Raw genomic sequence first — 19,263 nt, 5'->3', positions numbered from 1 at the left:
CTAAATTGACCGACGATTCTCATGCTGACTTACGCTGCTTATTTTTCACTTCATTTTGATATGCATTGAATAGATCAATGTATCTCAAATAACCCAAACATTTACCATCTTCAACAATTGCAAGTTTGTCGACATCATATTCTAAAAGAATGCGAAGGGCCTTACCTAAAGTGTCATTTGTGCAAACAGAAGGGACATCTTGTACAATTTCTCCGCAAGTAATGAGATTTTTCAAATCTGCTTCAAATTCTGGAAGGATTCTATTTTTTCGCAAAGAAACAATGCCCTTATACTCATCCCCCGTTCCCAGCAGTATAAAATCACTGGCTTGGATGCCTGGCGCGTTGGATTGTAACTGCGTAAGGGAAAGATGTTCTGAGACCATAGCATACTTACGAAATTCAGAAAAATGGTCCGTGATACGAATTCGGTCCATTATGTCTTGGTTCATATCCCAATGATGGGAAGGAGATAAAAATCTATTTTTGATTTGGTTCCGATAGATAGAGGTTCGGTGCGACAATACTACAGCAATGACTGAGACAATCATCAGCGGTGGCAGAAGTTCATAACTTCCAATCATATCGCAAACCATAATCATTCCTGCAATGGGGGCCCTGGCCACACCCGCAAAAAAAGAACCCATACCTACCAAGAGAAAGGGAAAGATAATGATATTTAATTCTGGAAACAAAACTTGTGCCATAGAACCCACAAAGGCACCTAACATGCCACCGATGGCAAAGGACGGTCCGAGTAATCCTCCAGAACTTCCTGAACCAACCGTGAGTGAAGTGGAAAACACTTTAAATAGTGCTACAGCCAATAGGAAAAAAGGACCCGAAAATCCAAAACTAGTGGATTCTAAAACTTCACCATTGATCATTCTTTGGATCAGTCCAAAACCAGAACCTAAAACTTCAGGAAATAACAAGGCAATACAACCGACAAGTAGTCCACCAAATGCTGGTTTTAGAAAGTTTGGCAAGGGAAGTTTGGAAAATATATCTTGTACTAGATGATAAACTTTCACAAAAAAATATCCCACAACATAACAAAGAAGCCCGAGGACTATGTATAATGGGATATGTCTGTAGTCATTCAAACTGTATACTTGTACGGAAAAAATAGAACCACTCCCCGCAATGCTCGTGTAAGTAAGATAGGCCGTCACAGAAGAAAGAATACAAGGAACAAGAGAATCACTTTCGATGTCTTCTTGGTATACCATTTCGACTGCGGTGATGGCACCACCCAGGGGAGCACGAAATATTGCTCCGAGTCCACCTGCCGTTCCCGCTAACATCAATGTCCTTCTCGCCCGAGCTCCAGCACCTAAAAACCCAGCCAAACTAGAACCAAATCCAGCTCCAATTTGTGCTGTGGGACCTTCCTTTCCCCCTGACCCACCTGAGCCTAACGTAAGTATGGTGGCGAGTGCTTTATAAAAAGGAACTTTGGTCTGAATTTTTCCTTCATTAAAATGGAATGCGTAGATGAGTGAATCTGTCCCACCACCTTGGGCTTCTGAACAAAAGAAACTAGTGATGATGCCAACAAGCAGTCCACCGAATGCGGGTAAAAAAACTACCCAAAGTGGAGAGATGGGCCCAACCGAGCCAGTGGAATGGAAATTTAAGTCGCCCGCAGGAATGCCTGGGTCATAACCCATCAGGTTACCAAAGGTAAAGGATTCTGTCCAGGTTAAGGCCCAGTTGAATCCATAAGCCCCAAATCCCGAAAGCAGTCCAATGAGTAGAGAATAGACATAAATCGATCGCGGTCCCTGGATGGAAAACACGTCCTTTAGACCGAAATTTGACCCCATAGGACAAGATTGTAATTTCGCCTAAAATTCCCAAGGAAATTCTGAATCCTCTTGACCCAAGAATGAATTCCTGTGACGATTGGATGGTATGTTTCGATCTATTGTTATTCTTTTCGCATTTTCCTCAATTTTCCTTGCTTGTGGTCTAAAAAACGAAAACAAAGCGGAAATAACGATTCTACCAGAGGGAGAGGCATCCCTCTACTTTTTAGGGGAAGTGGATAACGACGTTACAACGAGCTGCGGGCAAGCCACTCCGGCAACAACGGCTACTACCGGGACAGGAACAACCGGAACCACGGGAACCACGGGAACTACAACAAGCAATACCAATAACACACGTTTTACGGTTATTTCTCAGTTAATTTTTAAAACAAAAGAAACTCTCAACCTACGTTTTACTTATGATAGTACACAAATCCAAGGAAAAATCGATCCGCAACAAGGTTTTGTCCTTGCGGGTGGAGCTTTCGGGAAAACGGTCCAAGGAACACAAGGAACTGTGGAATGGTTCAATCAAGGGATCAATATTGATACAGCACTCCAAAGTGCACAACAGATCTCCTTCTTTAACTTAGAAGTCACACTCAATGGAACTTATAGTACTTCGACAACATCCACAACTTCAATACTTAACTCTTGTAATACTCTAGATAGTGTGAATTGTACTTCTGGAACATCCACAACACAATGTTTTACATCGGACAATAAAACTTGTTTAGTGCAGAACACAAATACAGATGCAAAATCGGTTATCATTCGCGGAACATTAAAATGTAACGCACCGAATATCGTTCCCCAATAAAATCCAACTAACGATCTTAAGGATTGTATCGATTCTTTTTTTGCCTTTTTTTCCTTCCCCTTTCGCTTTGGGCGGAAGGTGGTGTGGGCCTTTGGCATTTAGGAACAAACCCAAAAGCTAAACTAACAGACCTTAATCCTAATGACCACAGTTCCCTCTTCTATTTTGGATTCACAAAAGATAGCCACTATTACCAAATCGATTTAGACGAAAGCCCTTCCAGATTCTTGCATTTTGAAAATGGAATGATTCCTGAATTAGATTACGAGTTATTTCAGGACGGAAAAAAAGTCTCTGGTATCAAAACGGGTTTGGTTAGAAAAAAACTACCAGAAGTTTCTTTTACAGGTGGATTTGTATTTCCTGCGAAGGAAAAAGGAACCTACCTATTTCGAATTCGATCCGAAGACACTCACAGAATCAATTTTCGAATCCGTGATGAATTCAGTTTATTGCAATATACTAAATCTATTTCTCTTTGGCAAGGTTTCTACTTTGGACTTTGTATTTTAGTATGTCTTTTTTCTGCGACTCAATACATCATCCTAAGAGAACGAATTTATCTATTACTAACCTTTGCCACAATCTCAGTTCTATTTACAAACGTTCTCAGATCGGGTCTCTTTTATGAATATGGTTTTAGTAACTGTGTTTGGTTTTATAGATATGTTCCTGGTCTTGTTTCTTTAAGTCCTATTGGACTCATTCTTTTTTTGCGAGAATTCCTTCAAACAAAACAAAAATACCCCAACACTGACAAATATTTAGTTTTCTATGCATATTCATTGTTAGCTTCTATTTTCATTGTTTTTATAGATCTTCAATTATACTTTCGATTCATATATGCGAATAGTCTGATGTTAGCAACGGCAAATTTTGGTTATGCAATTTATTGTATGATTAACAAAAGAGAAAATGCAAACGTTTTGTTTTATGCTTTTTTGGTTAGACAGATCAGCACAACATTATTAATTTCTGTCAATCTTGGGTATTTACCTTCTTTTCCATTTTTAAGTTCTGCAAATGAAATTGGTGCAGCCGTCCAGATGACAATTTTTACAATTGCGATTTCAAAATTTCAAATTCAGAATCGTATAAAAAAAGAACAAACTGTAACCAAAGAAAACGCAGAATTGGAAACGATGGTTTTGGAACGGACCAAAGAAATTCAGACCCAAAAAGAGAAATTAGAAAAGGCATTGTTACAGATCAGTCATACCGAAAACCAGTTGGTGTTTTCAGAAAAGATGTCTGAGTTGGGAAAACTTGTAGCAGGTGTAGCGCATGAAATCAACAACCCGCTAAGCGCTATCAAAGCCTCAATAGAAACCCTAATCGAATCTAAAGACAATGAAATTAAGAACTTAGGATCCAAAGAAAATATATATTCATCGTTAGAGCCAACGGAAATTAAAACCATCAAACAAATGCTTACCTACCAATCCGACTTTGGTCTCGTGGCAAGTTACACGGAACGAAAAGACAAAAAGGCAAGTCTCAAAAAAATCTGCAAAGACAATGACTTAGAACTCGAGGAAAGTATGTTGGAAAGGTTTTTGGACGTTGGGATTACCAAGTTATACGATGAAGAAATAGCCCTATTGAAATCAGGGCAGGAAAAACTTTCTAATCTTATTTTTGAAGAGAAAAACTTCAAACTCCATTTATCCATCATTCAGATCGCAGTAGACAGATCTTCGAAAATCATCTTAGCTCTGAAAAACTTTTCTCGTGTGACAAAAGTAGAAGAAAGAAGGATATTTACTCTATTAGAAAATATTGAAACAGTGCTTACTATTTATCAATATAAAATGCGAGGAAAAGTTTCCCTAAAGAAAACATTTTTGACAGATGCGACGATCCTCGGTTGGCCAGAAGATTTACTTCGTGTTTGGACAAATTTGATTTTGAATGGATTGGAAGCCATGAACCAAAAAGGGAACCTTATGATCACTACAGAAAAACAAGGAAATCTAATCGAGATCAAAGTAATAGACAATGGTCCAGGAATTCCATTAGAGATTCAGAAAAAAATCTTTGAACCTTTTTTTACCACAAAAAACCACGGAGATGGAACGGGAATGGGGCTAGGAATTACAAAATCAATCATAGAAAAACACAAAGGTAATATACATATAGAATCAGAGCCAGGAAGAACTTGTTTCTCTATTCAATTACCTATCGTTGAGTTCATTGACCCCAATGAACCGTTCACAGAAGAATGATTAAGTAAGTCGATCTAATTGTTCTACAAATAACTCTCGTTCGGAGCTATTTGGAAATTGATTTAAAAAACCAAGCAGATAGTTTTTCTCTGAACTTAGTTCTTTGTGTATCATTGCAGAGATTTTTTTAGATTCCATCAAACCAAGGATATAGGATTCATCAGAAGAATTTCTTTCATCTTTTTTGAATACAGATTCTAACTTCCTTTTTTCCAAGAGTCCCAGTTGGTTACGAAGAACAAGAACTGGATAAGTAAATAACCCATTTTTAAAATCTTTTAAAAATTCCTTACCACTTGTATTCGAATCTACAAAATAGTCTAAACAATCATCTTTCTTTTGGAAAAGTTTCCCTAACCTAACACCAAAATCACGAATGAGGGCTCTTTCTTTTTTGGATTTACCCGCAAGGATAGCACTTGATTCTGTACAAACACCAAATAGAGAGGCCGTTTTTCCGTAAATAATGGAATCATATACTTTTAAGGAAATTTTAGGATTTTTTTCCCATTCCATCTGCAGAAGTTCACTTACGGAAAGATCCTTTAATACTTGGGAAAAAATTTCCATAAGTTCAGGATTTCCAAGGGAGTTGAGCCGACTGATCCCACAAGCTAACAGATAGTCGCCGGCAAGGATAGCCGTTTTGTTTCCGAACAAAGATCCAATGGTGGGTTTACCACGACGGATAGGTGCATTGTCTACCACATCATCATGGAGTAAACTTGCGGCGTGGATGAGTTCCGCAACACTTCCTACATCCAACCAATTCTTATTTTTTACATCAAGGAACTGACAAAAAAGATAATGAGAAAAGGGCCGAATCCGTTTTCCGCCAGAAGTGATTACGTGTTTTTTGATTTTTTTAAGTATAGGAATGTCTTCTTTAATAATTCCATCCAAATTTTTATCAAACTTAGCTAAGATGGATTGGATTCGAAGATTTGATTTCATTCTTTATTCCACATGCGTGGATCGGCTTTCCAAAATCTGCAGGTGATCTTTGATTGTATTTTCCATTTCTTTGGTTTGGTTGTCCCTGTAGATATGGATAAGATTTCTGCACATACGTTTGATCATGGAAAGTGTAGAGGCTTTTGTAAAATATTTTGGGGAATTGGTATATCCGTTCGCTTCTAAAAACTTTTCACAAGTGAATTTATCTAACAAAACACCACCGTGGAATGGATCAATATAGGTAAAATAACCATCCGATTCATATTGTAAAAGGAAATGAAGTGGAAGATTGGTTCCATAGAGTGGAAGACCCAAACGCTGACCAACTAACAAATAAACCACGGATAAAGAAATCGGAATTCCTAACCTGCTATTGATTACCTGAAATAAATAAGAATTACCTGGATCATTATATTTTTGAATATTTCCAACAAAACCCTCTTCTTGGAATAAAACCTGACAGAGAATTTGGACTTTTAGTTCATCGGTTAAATAACCAGAATGGTCATCATACAACTCTGATACACGAAGTGCAATTCGATCCAACTCATGTTTGATTTCAGCATAGTTTTGATCAGGAAAACCAATACTAGACAACTGTACTGCCATCTCTTCTAAATCTTTATAATGATTTGTGTTCCCACGTAACGTGAGTTTGAAAAAGGAATGGCGAAGTCTATGTCGGGTAATTTCCGATTTTAGATTGCGAGCTTGCACACGCAGATAAGGATCTTTTACTTCTTCCAAAGCAGATTCTAATTGGATCTGCCATGGAATGCGAGATGCGATGAGTTTTAATAGAAAACGTTTTTTTTCAGGAGGGGCAACTTCCCAATCATACAATAAACGAGTGATATCATCCGGATAAAAGTCAGGAAAGGAAGTTTGTCCCATGCAAAAACTATCTGTATAAAAACAAAAATGTCAATCGAATCTAGAAGATTAACCTAATTCTGCAAGTGCTTGCGCTTCTTGTTCTTTGTTCGGAGGAGTTCCGTGCCATTTAGGATTGTTTTCCATATAAGAAACACCTTTCCCTAAAATGGTTCTAAAGACAATCAGCGTTGGTCCACCTGTATGTTGTTTTGCTTTAGCAAATGCAGAAAAAATTTCTTCCATATTATGTCCGTCTGCATTGATCACATTCCAACCAAACATTTCAAATTTTTTATCAAGTGGTTCTAACTTCATGACTTCTTCTGTATTACCATCAATTTGAATGTAGTTACGATCCATAAAGGCAATGAGGTTATCTGCTTTGAAGTGTACCGCAGATTGTGCCGCTTCCCAAGTCATTCCTTCTCCGCACTCACCGTCAGAAATACATGTATAAATTTTATATGTCTCTTTTTTTAACTTCGCACCGAGTGCCAAACCAACAGATACCGACAAACCTTGCCCAAGAGATCCTGAACTGGATTCAAGTCCCTTCATATAACGAGTGGAAGGGTGTCCTTGGAGATACGAATTGATATTTCGAAATGTAAGTAAATCTTCTACAGGAAAATAACCAGATAATCCCATGGAAGCATAACGAACCGCACAAACGTGGCCGTTGGAAAGAATGAGCCTGTCTCTTTCTGCCCATTCAGGATTTTTTGGATCATGATTTAAAATAGAAGTATAGAGTGCCGCATAGATATCAGCAAGTCCAAGAGGACCACCTGGGTGACCGGAGTTGGCAGCCGTTACCATTTTGATCACTTGGATTCGGATATCTTTTGCAAATTTTTTTGCGACTTCAATTTTTTCCATGAACATTCCTTAAAGCGGTTTTGATTGAAATAAAAACAGACCGGAGATATAAACAATCGTGTACAATGGCAAAAAGATGTAATGCAATTTTACGTGTAGGTTCCGTTTTCTTTTCCACCCCAAATAACCCATACACAACATTAGAATTAGGGCGATGGCTGCAAAAAAACGATGGGTATGAATGATGATTTCCGGTGCCGTTGGATAAATTTGGTGTTCCGTTATGCCACCTAACAAATATTTCATGCCGAGTAAATAGACAGCAGCAGATAAATTTGCCAAAATCCCGATGGTATTGAAGAGCCTATGCCGGTTTTGGTCCGTCTTACGAAAAAAATAACCCAAATAGAATCCAATAAGGGAGACCGTCATGAGAGAATTGACCAAAAACAGTGCCATCTCCTGTCATTCTGAAAGAATCCACCTGCGCTCAAAGAATTTTTATTTGACCTTAACTGCATTTCACAAAAATTGGAAATGCATGCCGCCTTAGCTCAGTGGTAGAGCAGCTGTTTTGTAAACAGCCGGTCGGAGGTTCAAATCCCTCAGGCGGCTTCATGCACTTCTTCGGGTAGGTACTCAAGTGGCCAACGAGGGCAGACTGTAAATCTGCTGGTTTTACCTTCGAAGGTTCGAATCCTTCCCTGCCCAAACTAAGTTTCGATTCAACGGAACAAAATCTCCAACTAACAACCAATTGAAGGATTCGAATAGAGGAGCTCGACTTCGACCCATAGGGAGAAGTTTCCGCACGATGCGGAAAAGAGCGACGACGGGCCCGCGCGAACGAAGCCAGGATGGCGGAGTGAAGGGTGGGCGAAATCCTTCCCTGCCCAAACTAAGTTTCGATTCAACGGAACAAAATCTCCAACTAACAACCAATGAAGGATTCGAATAGAGGAGCTCGACTTCGACCCCGCGAAGCTTTTATAGAAAGCGTAGGCGCGGTTGGTTGTCGAAGACAAACAAGGGTGGAAGGAGAAGTTTCCGCACGATGCGGAAAAGAGCGACGACGGGCCCGAGCGAACGAAGCCAGGATGGCGGAGTGAAGGGTGGGCGAACTCCTTCCCTGCCCAAACTAAGTTCCGATACAAAGGAACTAAATCCTCAACTAACAACAAACTGAAGGATTCGAATAGAACCCGAGCGACTTCGACCCCGCGAAGCTTTTATAGAAAGCGTAGGCGAGGTTGGTTGTCGAAGACAAACAAGGGTGGAAGGAGAAGTTTCCGCATGGATGCGGAAAAGAGCGACGACGGGCCCGAGCGAGCGAAGCCAGGATGGCGGAAGTGCTGTGGTGGGCAATAATCCTATTTACAATTTGTTCTTTTTAATGTTCTTCGCAAGTTTACTAATTGTTTTCCAATTTGCTTTTTCAATTGCGCTTGCTTTCATGGTTTGTCTGTTTTCTAAATATTTAAACTCTTTTTTCAATTTTAAAAAACTTTCTAAACGTTTCGGATCAAGAGAACCATTGCTGATCGCATTTTGTACAGCACAATCCGGTTCGTTTTCATGACTGCAATTGCGGTAGCGACAGTTTAAACTTAATTTCTCAATATCATCAAAAACATACTTCAATCCTTCTTCATCACCCCAAACTTGTAATTCTCGCATTCCAGGTGTATCAATGACCATACCGCCACTTGGAAGTACGATTAATTCACGATAAGTTGTAGTATGTCGGCCACGACTTCCTAATTCACTTACTTCGTTCATTTTAAGATGTTCCATCCCAAGGAGAGAATTAATGATAGTAGATTTTCCAACTCCTGATGAACCGAGAAAAGCAATGGTTTTCCCTCTTTGAATGTATTGATTCAAAATATCTATCCCAATATTTTGAGTTGCGCTGAGTGTATACACATCCACTCCGATGGCAACTGATTCGACTTCGGTTTTACGTAATTCAGCCTCAGGACAAAGGTCTGCTTTATTTAACAAAATAACTGGTAGGGCTTTACTTTCCCAAGCGATTGATAAAAAACGTTCGATACGTCGTAAATTATAATTTAAATCTAAGCCAGTAATAATAAATACTATGTCAATGTTAGCTGCAATTACTTGTTCATCAGTAATCTGACCTGCAACTTTTCGACTGAAAACACTTTTTCTAGGTAAAAGAGCGTGTATGATTGCTTTCATTTCATTTGGAATAACAGAAGTTACTACCCAATCACCTACTGCTGGAAATTCACTTTTACTGTCGGTATCAAATCGAAATTTTCCTGAAATTTCGCAGCTGAATTCTCCAAGTTCACAACAAGCTATATATTTTTCTCTGTTCTCTCGGATGATACGCATCGCAGAAAGACCTTGGGTTTTATATTTCTCAAAATTCTGTTCAAAAAATGAATTCCATCCTAAATCAGACAATTGCATGATGATTCTCCACTAATTGGTTTTTATCTAGAATCACAAGTCACAAGGGCGAGTCTTCCAATTTAGACTTGTGATGCGATTTCATCTAACTTCTTAGCGACTTGATGTATCCTTGCGCTTGAACCCCGAAGCGAAGCGGTTATCACCTACATCACCCAGTGCAACATCTTCGTTCGATAGAAAAAGTACGCCCCATCTTTTTTCCTTTGCAATTGGACTCCAAATTGACCTCGTTTGGAGCGCACAACCGATACCAAATGGAGAGTCTCTTGACCTTCCCACGAAATGCTAGGGAATAATTGTTTGCCCGAGCCATCATAGAAGGCCCATTGTGTTTCTTCAGTGTCTGCGAGTTCTTCAGCAAAAAAATGGTCTAAACTCACTTCTGCTTCAGGTAGGAACTGACAAGTGATAGATGGTGCTATCGGATTACGTCCAAACACTTGCAAGGGTTTTTGTTTGCAAAAGCGAATTTGGTCGCGGGAAGATCCACCTAGTTCCAGTCTTAAAGTTTGTTCTGGTGTGACTAAAAAATTAGAGAACACGGGATAAGTGAAAAATAAAAAAACGATTACAGGAATTCTTATAAAACAAAACGAAAGATATGATAAAGTTTTCACTAGTTTGTCCCTGGAAATAACAAAGTTAAAAATTCATTTCCTTCTCTTTCCGCTAAGATACGAATGCTTCTTTCATAAGGTTTCCAGGAATTGTTTGCATTCGGAGAGCAGTAAAAATACAAAAGGGTTTCGATTTCATCTGTGGAAGAAGAAGTAAATTTAAATGTAGAACACATTTCTTTTGTATTTCCTTTCGACACGAGAGATTTCGTCGTTTCTAATTCGGCTCTTGGTTTGAATCCAAAACTCCCACTCATACGAAAATACCGAGCTGATAGATCATATTCCGCTGTTTGGCGGTAATATACCCCCATCAAATACAAAACATCGGATTTTTCTTGGTCTGTTCGCTCTGTTTCCGATTCCCCGAGTATAGTTTTTAGAAATTCCTTACCCGAATCGGCTCCGATTTTAAATTCAGAAATCCCAATAAACAAAGGTGTTTTGGCCATAGAGGGATTATCTGCATAAATCGCTAAAATCACTTTGTATTGTTTGCGTTTCAAAAGGATAATGGAAGCAAATTCATATAACTTTTGTGAGTTGGATATTTTCAGATGTTCCGAAAGTTCGCTAAATTTATCTGGTGTGGCCTTAGATGCTATTACATACGTGGCGGAAAGTTCGGATACAGAAATCGGCTTATAAATTTCTGTTAAGTGAGCCCAGATCCAACTTCTTTCTTTGGATGGAATGAGCGACGGATACTTACCTCCCAAAAACAAAGCATCCAAAAGTTTTCCATGTTTTTTATACAAAAAGAAAAGTCTTGAAACCACAGCCTTTTGTAATTTTCCAGATGGTTTTTGACTGAGTGCTTTTTCATACAAAGGAATGGCAAAGAGAGTATTCAATTGTTCCATTTCATACCCTTCTTCATAATACGAATTGGAAGAAAGAGAAAGGGTAAATACATACGAAAATAGAATGATACCAAAAGAAATAAACTGTCTGCGATTTGTTTTCAATTAATACAATCCTTTCATCAAATCTTTGTTCTCTGATTGCACTGACTTATGATCTTCCGTACAAATTCCTTCTGGTGGATGATCAGAAAGGTAGAGTTCACTTGTCACAGGACATGTGGGGGATGCTAGTTTTCCTGTTAAGGAACAAATTTTATGCGATTTTGCATACACAGGTTGGCTAAACTGGATTTTTGGAATTATATTTTTTTTATCGATGGCGGAAACAATTTCTCCCCAAAGTGGTGCGGCAACTGCCCCACCAAGTCCACTGCCACCCATTCCAAATTTTGGATTGTCGTAACCAATCCATACTGCCAAAGCTAAATCTGGCCTAGCCCCCACAAACCAAGCATCTTTATAATCATTAGTGGTCCCTGTTTTTCCAATCAGATCTCCCACATAACCACCGTTTCGTACACCACTCGCGCGACCACTATCTCTAAGTAAAGACACCATCACCTCGGCGGTGTCGGGGCGAATCACTTGGCGTTCAGGAGGTAATTTTAATTTAAACTCGTCTGTGCCGCCTGCTTCATATAAAACCACTCCCTTTGCATTCGTAATCCTTTGGATGAGATAAGGACGTTTCACGGTTCCTTGGTTGACAAAACCGGTAAAGGCAGAGGCCATCTCTAGTGGTGAGATCTCTAAGGTTCCGAGTGCCAACGACAAATCACCACGATACCGTGCTTTTTTTTCAGCATCATTCGGGAAAAAATACTTCGTAAAATAACGTTCAATCCCAGCGCTTCCCAATCGTTCTGCGACTTGGACTGCTGCAGTGTTTTTTGATTTCACAAGGGCTGTACGAAGGGAAATCTCTCCATCAAAACTTCCACCCAAATTTTCAGGAGCCCACTCCTTTCCTCCCCCACCACGATAATATAAAGGTGCATCTAAAATTCTTGTTCCAGCTTGGATCACACCAGCATCAATTGCAGAAGCATATAACACTGCTTTGATGGAACTTCCCGTTTGTCTGCGCATCTGTGTAGCACGATTGAACTGGTTTTGTGAGTTAAATTCCTCACCCCCATGGATAAATAGCACCTGGCCGGTGTTTGGTTGGATTCCCACTATCGCTGCTTGGACGGCACTTGTATCTTTTTCCGAATCCAAACTTTCCGTATTCCAAACCATCTCGTTTAAGATGGTTACTTCTTCCATTTTTTGTCGAAACGCCAAATCCATAGGTGACTCCGGTTTCAATCGGATTCGTTTTTTTTGGATTTTTCCAGACTTCCTAGTTTTCGAAAGATACTCTCGAACCATCGGACCAATCAGCTCCTGTGCCCCACGATCGAGAGTGGTTTCCACTGTATACCCACCACTTTCGTAAATATTTTTATCTCCCTCTAAGGAAGATAAAATTCCGCGAACATGTTCTGTTACATAAGGAGCTATGTCTTGTCTGGAACCAAAAACAGTTTCGTTGGGGGAACGAGTAGAAAGGTTATGATAGAAACTAACAAACTTTTCACGATCTAAATTAGGATAAATTCCGCGATTACGAAACATCTGCAATATGGCTCGAACGCGGGTATAGGATCCTTCTGGATTTTTTAATGGAGAGTATTTATTGGGAGCAGAGGGAAGGGATGCGAGAAGCACCATTTCTTCTTTACTTAACTCCATAGGATTTTTCTGAAAATAAAATTTAACGCCTTCCCCAAATCCAAAAGCACCATGACCCAAATAGACATGGTTCATATAGGTTTCCAATATTTGTTCTTTAGTCAGCACTGATTCTAAAGCAAATGCCAGTTGTGCCTCTCTCCATTTCCGGTTCAAACTTTTGCGACGATCATCCAATATGATCCTTGCTAACTGTTGGGTGATGGTCGACGCACCTTGTTTGTAACTCAAATTCACAATATTTTTAAAAAATGCCCTAAGGATTGCGGTATAATCAATTCCACCATGAAAGAAAAACTTTTGATCTTCAATATTCAAAAGTATGAAAATCATATCCTCTGGATAGTCTTGCAAATGTAAGGTGGAAGTTCGTTTTTGAAAAATTTCACTCACCATCTGTCCATTACGATCCAGAATTTTTGTAGGAATATTTTTGGAAAGTGACTCCAAATACATAGGCACTTCTTTTTTTGTAGTAAGCACTCCTGCCACAAAGTAAGAAAATCCGAGTATAAATAAAAATAAACAAACGGAAGTGAGAGTGAATGCGAGTTTCACATACGAAAATGATGGAGACTTTCCTCTTCCACTGCTCAGTCTTTGTTTTAAGGGTTTGGGTTTGAATGTCCGAACTTCAGGTTCTCGTTCCCTTTCAAAGACCACCTTTCGTTCCCAAAATGGTTTTGACTTTGGTTCCGATCTCTCTTTAAAAGAACTTGGTTTGGCAATTGATGGCGTTGGGATTTTAAAAGGTTGGAAGGACTGGGCCGTATCAGAAACCGGTGTTTCTTTGGCTACTACCTGTAAAATTTCAAAACGATAGTCCGTAAAATTAAGAATTACCTTTTCTTTACAGTGAGCGCATGTTAGTTGAAACTTCCCTTCCCTGGGAATTGGTTCTGGTAACCGAGATGCCTTTTGGCAGTGGGGACAAAGGTATTTGGGAGAAGGTGCCGACATAGGTTCTCCCTAATCTTATCGGCCGTTTGTTAAAATTACAAAATCAGCGATTTTCACAAATTCCGCGCTCACTTCCCGATCTTTGACAAATCCAGAGATAACTAAGACAGAATGCCCCATTTCTCGTAATCTGTGGACAACACCACCACTCCTGTCCGAATGAAATCGGCCGTTTAAATGAACCACCTTCTTTCCCGATTTGTACAATTCCCGAGAAATGGACTCGGCCATCCCTTGGTCCCAAGTGGCTTGTCCAAGAACCAAGTATTGGTTTGTCGGTCCGTGGCCTCCGCCATGCGCATCCGCAAAAAGAGCCGTTAACCTTTGTTTGTAATCTTCGGTGAGATACTTTTCCAAACTATAAGCAGGCGGTAGATACTGAATTGCTAAATCAGAGAACTCCCGATAGGCGGACAGACCTTTTCTTGAAATTACATTTACATAACGTCTGGGCGGATTGGCAGCAACCACATTGAATTTTTTTTCTTTGGCAATCACAACTAACGGTAAATAATCGGATTTAAAATTTTTCCAATGGGTTATCGAAGAAAGAAAATGTGACTCTGAAATGGTTCCTTTTAAAAATTCGTTGACGATGTTTTGTTGGTCTTGTTCCAACATTTCCAAAGATAAAGAGGTGGATTCTACCTCAGATATACTTTTAAACAGAGTTTCATAAAAACGATGAAGATCCCCGTTGTCATGTTCTTCTCCCAAAACGATGACATCATACCTGGAAGATTCTTTTATAATCTCTGTGATGGAAACAGTTTCTGCCGTGGAAGTCCGAACAATTTGTCCGGGTAAAGTAACTTCCTCAGCAGAAATTCCAAAGGCCAGCAGTGGAACGAAAAAAATCGAAGATCTAAACTGACCACAAAAGGCTTTCAATCGCTTGTTTTAACTCCGCACTTTCCGGTTTAGTTCCAGAAGGAAACCGATGAACCACCTTCCCATCTTTATCGATTAGGAATTTTTCAAAGTTCCACTTCACATCCCCTTTTTCTTTTGCATTCTCTGTTAGAAATTGATAAACGGGATCTTTATCATTTCCAAGAACTTTGGTTTTTTTCATCAGATCAAAAGTGACCCCAAAGTTTAGTTTGCAAAACTCAGCAATTTGCGATTCTGTTCCGGGTTCTTGTCCACCAAAGTCATTGGATGGAAACCCAACTACTTTTAAGCCTTTGTCTTTATAAGACTGATGGATTTTTTCAAGTCCTTCATATTGTGGCGTATAACCACATTTAGATGCTACGTTGACTACTAGGACAGGATGTCCTTTGTATTCGGAAAGGGAAACTTCTTTCCCTTGGATTGAAACTGTTTTGAAATCATGGAATGACATCTTTTTTGCTCCAGCATAGATATGAAAACCCATAAAGAGAAAAATGGCAAACAAAACTTTTCTTTGCATGGAACCCCCCTGTTTCATGTTTAGACTATGTCTGCATTGTTTTTCGCTGTTCTTTCCGAGGCCAAACCATGGTTGGAACTTTTACAAGCGAAACCCTTGGTCCATTCCGGTAAATTTCGAATCTTCCAAAACGGATCTCATTCTATTATCATTTCTGGCACAGGCAAAATTTCTATGGCCTTGGCTGTTTCCGAATTTGCTCATACCTTGTCGAAAGAAGAACGAAAACAAATAAAAGTTTGGAATCTGGGAATTGCCGGTGCCAATGCATCCGAACTATCATTAGGTGATTTTTTTTGGATTCACAAAATTACAGATGCCTCGACAAAAAGAGATTTTTATCCCGATCGAATTTCAAATTCACAATTCACAAAAGAAACAAATCTCACAACATTTGACAGACCCATCACAAAAGAAAAAAAAATAGATCGGTTTCTATCTCTCACGGAAGATGAGTTAGCTGGAGTCAGTCTAGTAGATATGGAAGGCTCTGGGTTTTTGGAAGCGGCGTCCCTTTATTTTCCTTTAGAAAACATAACCGTAGGAAAAGTAGTGTCAGATCACCTCGAGGGAAAATTTTGCCAAACAGAAGATATAGAGGCGATGATGGCAAAAACTGCGGGAACTTTATTCGAAGAATGGATTTCTCCATTGCCTTGGGCACGTATTGACGAAATCGAAACCATTGACTGGCCCAAGGTTGAAAATTTCATTGGAAATCTCCGCCTAACAGAAACAATGAAACATGATCTAAAAAAATCCGTTCGGTTTTTTCGATTACGAAATCCCAATTCGCAACTTCCCTTTCCTGATGAACCAACAAAAGCCAATTTAAAATCCAAAACCGATTTAAAAACTTACTTTGAAACATGGAGAAATTCCCTTCATGTTTAAATCATTTTCTCATATTTATATTGAAGAAGGGATTAAGGACCACTTTCGAACGAAAGAGATTTTAGCTAAATTTCCCAATATAATACCCATTTCGATTCGACATTATAAAGATAGTTTCAATCGCAATTCTCAAAACTTTCGAATCCAAAAAGAAAGTCCAAAACTGATTTTGGCTGAAAAAAAAGACCACTTTCTTTATCCGGGAAGCGATTTTTCACCTAACTTCTCACATCCACATTTTTACTATAATACGCTAGCACTCAATTGTATTTATGACTGCGAATACTGTTATTTACAAGGGATGTTTCCCTCCGCAAATCTCGTGTTATTTGTGAATTGGGAAGATTTTTTTTCTTCTACCAAAGATTTTTTGGAGGAGAACAAATCTCTCTATCTTGCTTTGTCCTACGACACGGATCTGTTGGCCTTAGAATCATTTTTCCCTGCAACGAAAGCATGGCTTAAGTTTGCCGAATCGCAGCCAAACTTGAGTTTAGAGATCCGAACCAAGTCAACTAACTACAGTCAAATTGCCAAATTTGCTCCCAACCCCAATGTCATTTTAGCCTGGACTTTGAGCCCTCAAACCATCATTGAAACCATTGAACATGGAACCCCGTCGCTGCAAGCAAGATTGAAAGCCGTCAACCAAGCAGTCTCTGATGGCTGGAATGTTCGTATCTGTATTGATCCGATCCTACGAGTCCCCAACTGGCAAACCCATTACCAATCGTTAGCCGACAAACTAGGGAAAGAACTAAAGATTGAGGGCATTACAGACATTAGTTTTGGTGGTTTTAGAATGAATATTGATTTTCTGAAGAGAATGGTAGAAGTAAGAAAGGACTCTTCCATTTTATTTCATGCTTTTGAAAAAAAAGATAAAATAGTTTCTTATTCAAAATTAGAAACAGAAGAAATTTTAGAACTAATGTCGGCGTCTCTGAACAACCATTTCTCTCCTTCTCAAATAAAAGTAAGTTATTCCTGAATTTTTCCTTTTCTTTTCTGTCACTACTCCTTAACCTTAGTGCCTACCTATGAAGAAAAGAGTCATTTTACTGTTCCTATTCAGCATGTTCTTTGCGTTATCCGGCTGTGCGGAAGTTAATCGCAACAAACCTATCGCTAAGGAAGGTAAGTTGGATTTATCTTCATGGGACTTCACAAAAGATGGAAATATCACTCTGGATGGGGAATGGGAGTTTTATTGGAACCAAACGGAGAAGGGAATTCAAATTGACGCCGAACTCGGCAGAGAACCTAAGTACATCTACCAAACTGTACCTTCTAATTGGAAAGGTATCGATTGGTTTGGTGAACCCCTCGGGTATGAGGAGGTCAGATAGGTAACAAAAGAGACAACTCACATGGGTAACACCTACATTGTGTATCGGAGGACAATCCGATGCCTTGGAAGGAAACCAAAGTGATAGAAGAAAGAATCAAGTTCATAGCAGCTGTTAAAAGTGGTCAGTGGTGTTTTGCCGATCTTTGCCGAGACTTTAATATATCGAGAAAGACTGGCTATAAATATCTAAAGAATTATGAGTCGGAAGGTATCGACGGACTCAAAGATAAATCTAGAAAAAGAATCACTCAGTCCAATGAAACTCCTGAGAAAATCGTTCACCTAATTGTATCTTTACGTGAAGACCATCCATCTTGGGGTCCCAAAAAACTCCGTCCCATACTCAAAGCAAAGTTTCATCGCATGAAACAGATTCCAAGTGAAACTACAATTGGAAACATTCTTCGCAAAAAAGGCCTAGTCAACCTAAGAAAAAAAGAACCAAGAGTTCCACAGTCTCTATCCTTTTTCCTAATGTAGTCGCTCCCAATGATGTATGGTGTGTTGATTTTAAAGGCCATTTTACAGTAGGAAATGGCAATCGCTGCGATCCACTAACAATTACAGATGCATATAGTCGCTACCTTCTAGCATGTGAAATCCTGAATAAAACGAATGCAGAGCAAACAAAAGCGGTATTTGAAAGGGTTTTTAAAGAATATGGACTACCACAGGCAATCAAATCAGATAATGGATCACCTTTTGCAAGTAAGGCCATTGGCGGCTTAACTAGTCTTTCTATATGGTGGTTGAAATTAGGGATCCGACCGGAACGCATTGAACCAGGGAAACCATCTCAGAACGGTCGTCATGAGAGAATGCACAGAACACTCAAAGAAGAAACTGCATTACCTCCAAGATCTAGTTTGGATGCACAACAGACCGCCTTTGATTCATTCCGTGAAGAATTTAATAAGGTAAGACCACATGAAGCTTTGGGTTTTCTGACACCTGCAAAAGTTTATAAATCTTCGAAAAGGACATTCCCAAAAAAGATTCTAGAGGTAGCTTATCCCACACATATTGTTACCGATAAAGTCCATGAAAGTGGTTTTGCGCAGTACGGGCCCCATCGAGTGTTCTTTGGGAATCCTTTCATTGGAGAGGTAGTTGGCTTTGAAGAGATATCTGATCGGCATTGTCGTCTTTACTTTGCGGATGCAATTCTTGGAATTTTGGATTTGTATACGAGTAAAGTGTTGAAATACCAGAGGCTATTGTATAGAATTGACTAGTAAAAGTGTAACCCATGTGAGTGATCTAAAGTGTTATACGTGGCGTTTCCATACAAAGATGGGCTGGAGTAAAGGGACATAATGATTCAATTGCATAGATTCCATTGTAGATTTCAAAATCGGTTAAGTTCCTTACAACTATCGTCTGTTTTAACAGAAATAAATTCAATAAATTAAACAAATTCTGACTAGAACTCCATTCTAACCCTAGTTTGGGAATCAAATGGACAA

At 39.2% G+C, this 19,263-nt stretch carries 17 protein-coding genes, 2 tRNA genes and 1 pseudogene; 8 read left to right on the top strand and 12 right to left on the bottom strand.

Going from position 1 to position 19,263, the window contains the following annotated elements:
* Positions 1 to 19: 19 nt before the first annotated feature.
* Positions 20 to 1,828, bottom strand: coding sequence for a chloride channel protein (locus LEP1GSC199_RS05595; protein ID WP_039926188.1), 1,809 nt, complete (start codon positions 1,826 to 1,828; stop codon positions 20 to 22).
* Positions 1,829 to 1,916: 88 nt separating this feature from the next.
* On the opposite strand from LEP1GSC199_RS05595, the gene LEP1GSC199_RS05590 reads away from it, so the two are divergent.
* Both LEP1GSC199_RS05590 and LEP1GSC199_RS05585 read left to right on the top strand, forming a co-directional pair.
* Complete coding sequence (locus LEP1GSC199_RS05590) at positions 1,917 to 2,633, top strand: LIC10920 family plasminogen-binding lipoprotein (RefSeq protein ID WP_002978818.1); 717 nt, start codon at positions 1,917 to 1,919, stop codon at positions 2,631 to 2,633.
* A gap of 23 nt (positions 2,634 to 2,656) precedes the next feature.
* Positions 2,657 to 4,858 carry an ATP-binding protein gene (locus tag LEP1GSC199_RS05585; RefSeq protein ID WP_002979027.1) on the top strand — a complete coding sequence of 734 codons (2,202 nt, stop codon included), beginning with the start codon at positions 2,657 to 2,659 and terminating at the stop codon, positions 4,856 to 4,858.
* On the opposite strand, the gene LEP1GSC199_RS05580 is transcribed toward LEP1GSC199_RS05585, so the two are convergent.
* The 4 genes from LEP1GSC199_RS05580 to LEP1GSC199_RS05565 are packed head-to-tail and all read right to left on the bottom strand — an operon-like array spanning position 4,859 to position 7,969.
* Entirely contained in the window at positions 4,859 to 5,812 is a 954-nt protein-coding gene (locus tag LEP1GSC199_RS05580; protein WP_002978903.1) for a polyprenyl synthetase family protein, read from the bottom strand. It abuts the gene before it with no gap.
* A gap of 3 nt (positions 5,813 to 5,815) precedes the next feature.
* On the bottom strand, positions 5,816 to 6,709 hold the full coding sequence (locus LEP1GSC199_RS05575; protein WP_002979022.1) for a transglutaminase-like domain-containing protein: 894 nt from the start codon (positions 6,707 to 6,709) through the stop codon (positions 5,816 to 5,818).
* 48 nt (positions 6,710 to 6,757) lie between these two features.
* Entirely contained in the window at positions 6,758 to 7,570 is an 813-nt protein-coding gene (locus LEP1GSC199_RS05570; RefSeq protein WP_002978807.1) for a transketolase, read from the bottom strand.
* Positions 7,571 to 7,579: 9 nt separating this feature from the next.
* The gene (locus LEP1GSC199_RS05565) at positions 7,580 to 7,969 is read right to left on the bottom strand and encodes a hypothetical protein (RefSeq protein ID WP_002978790.1); all 390 of its coding nucleotides are present in this window, start codon (positions 7,967 to 7,969) and stop codon (positions 7,580 to 7,582) included.
* A gap of 84 nt (positions 7,970 to 8,053) precedes the next feature.
* On the opposite strand from LEP1GSC199_RS05565, the gene LEP1GSC199_RS05560 reads away from it, so the two are divergent.
* Positions 8,054 to 8,125: transfer RNA gene (locus tag LEP1GSC199_RS05560), tRNA-Thr, on the top strand.
* A gap of 14 nt (positions 8,126 to 8,139) precedes the next feature.
* Positions 8,140 to 8,221: transfer RNA gene (locus LEP1GSC199_RS05555), tRNA-Tyr, on the top strand.
* Between the two features lie 663 nt (positions 8,222 to 8,884).
* On the opposite strand, the gene rsgA is transcribed toward LEP1GSC199_RS05555, so the two are convergent.
* The 6 genes from rsgA to LEP1GSC199_RS05515 all read right to left on the bottom strand — a co-directional run bounded on the left by rsgA (position 8,885) and on the right by LEP1GSC199_RS05515 (position 15,570).
* Positions 8,885 to 9,952, bottom strand: coding sequence for a ribosome small subunit-dependent GTPase A (gene rsgA, locus LEP1GSC199_RS05540; protein WP_002979046.1), 1,068 nt, complete (start codon positions 9,950 to 9,952; stop codon positions 8,885 to 8,887).
* Between the two features lie 146 nt (positions 9,953 to 10,098).
* Entirely contained in the window at positions 10,099 to 10,572 is a 474-nt protein-coding gene (locus tag LEP1GSC199_RS05535; protein WP_002978958.1) for a hypothetical protein, read from the bottom strand.
* Positions 10,572 to 11,540, bottom strand: coding sequence for a hypothetical protein (locus LEP1GSC199_RS05530; RefSeq protein WP_002979042.1), 969 nt, complete (start codon positions 11,538 to 11,540; stop codon positions 10,572 to 10,574). Before LEP1GSC199_RS05530 ends, LEP1GSC199_RS05535 begins: the two co-directional genes overlap by 1 nt.
* The gene (locus tag LEP1GSC199_RS05525; RefSeq protein WP_002978845.1) at positions 11,541 to 14,135 is read right to left on the bottom strand and encodes a transglycosylase domain-containing protein; all 2,595 of its coding nucleotides are present in this window, start codon (positions 14,133 to 14,135) and stop codon (positions 11,541 to 11,543) included.
* Positions 14,136 to 14,150: 15 nt separating this feature from the next.
* Complete coding sequence (locus LEP1GSC199_RS05520) at positions 14,151 to 15,026, bottom strand: ChaN family lipoprotein (RefSeq protein WP_002979017.1); 876 nt, start codon at positions 15,024 to 15,026, stop codon at positions 14,151 to 14,153.
* Complete coding sequence (locus tag LEP1GSC199_RS05515) at positions 15,001 to 15,570, bottom strand: glutathione peroxidase (protein WP_002978881.1); 570 nt, start codon at positions 15,568 to 15,570, stop codon at positions 15,001 to 15,003. Before LEP1GSC199_RS05515 ends, LEP1GSC199_RS05520 begins: the two co-directional genes overlap by 26 nt.
* Positions 15,571 to 15,579: 9 nt before the next feature.
* Between LEP1GSC199_RS05515 and LEP1GSC199_RS05510 the strand changes: the two genes are divergently transcribed.
* The 4 genes and pseudogenes from LEP1GSC199_RS05510 (at position 15,580) to LEP1GSC199_RS22265 (ending at position 19,032) form a co-directional block, all read left to right on the top strand.
* Positions 15,580 to 16,446, top strand: coding sequence for a hypothetical protein (locus LEP1GSC199_RS05510; protein WP_002979031.1), 867 nt, complete (start codon positions 15,580 to 15,582; stop codon positions 16,444 to 16,446).
* Entirely contained in the window at positions 16,439 to 17,437 is a 999-nt protein-coding gene (locus LEP1GSC199_RS05505; RefSeq protein ID WP_002978901.1) for an SPL family radical SAM protein, read from the top strand. Before LEP1GSC199_RS05510 ends, LEP1GSC199_RS05505 begins: the two co-directional genes overlap by 8 nt.
* Before the next feature lie 49 nt (positions 17,438 to 17,486).
* Positions 17,487 to 17,795, top strand: coding sequence for a hypothetical protein (locus LEP1GSC199_RS05500; RefSeq protein ID WP_232420659.1), 309 nt, complete (start codon positions 17,487 to 17,489; stop codon positions 17,793 to 17,795).
* Between the two features lie 59 nt (positions 17,796 to 17,854).
* Positions 17,855 to 19,032 (top strand): annotated as a pseudogene (locus tag LEP1GSC199_RS22265) (IS481 family transposase).
* A gap of 25 nt (positions 19,033 to 19,057) precedes the next feature.
* Here LEP1GSC199_RS22265 and LEP1GSC199_RS21670 read toward each other — a convergent pair.
* Positions 19,058 to 19,263, bottom strand: a 206-nt coding sequence (locus tag LEP1GSC199_RS21670) for a hypothetical protein (protein WP_039926183.1), incomplete at its 5' end; no start/stop codon positions are given.

The organism is Leptospira vanthielii serovar Holland str. Waz Holland = ATCC 700522, from assembly GCF_000332455.1.
Taxonomy (GTDB): Bacteria; Spirochaetota; Leptospiria; order Leptospirales; family Leptospiraceae; genus Leptospira_A; species Leptospira_A vanthielii.
Note: the sequence above shows the minus strand (reverse complement) of the source record. Positions and strands in the feature narration are given on the sequence as shown.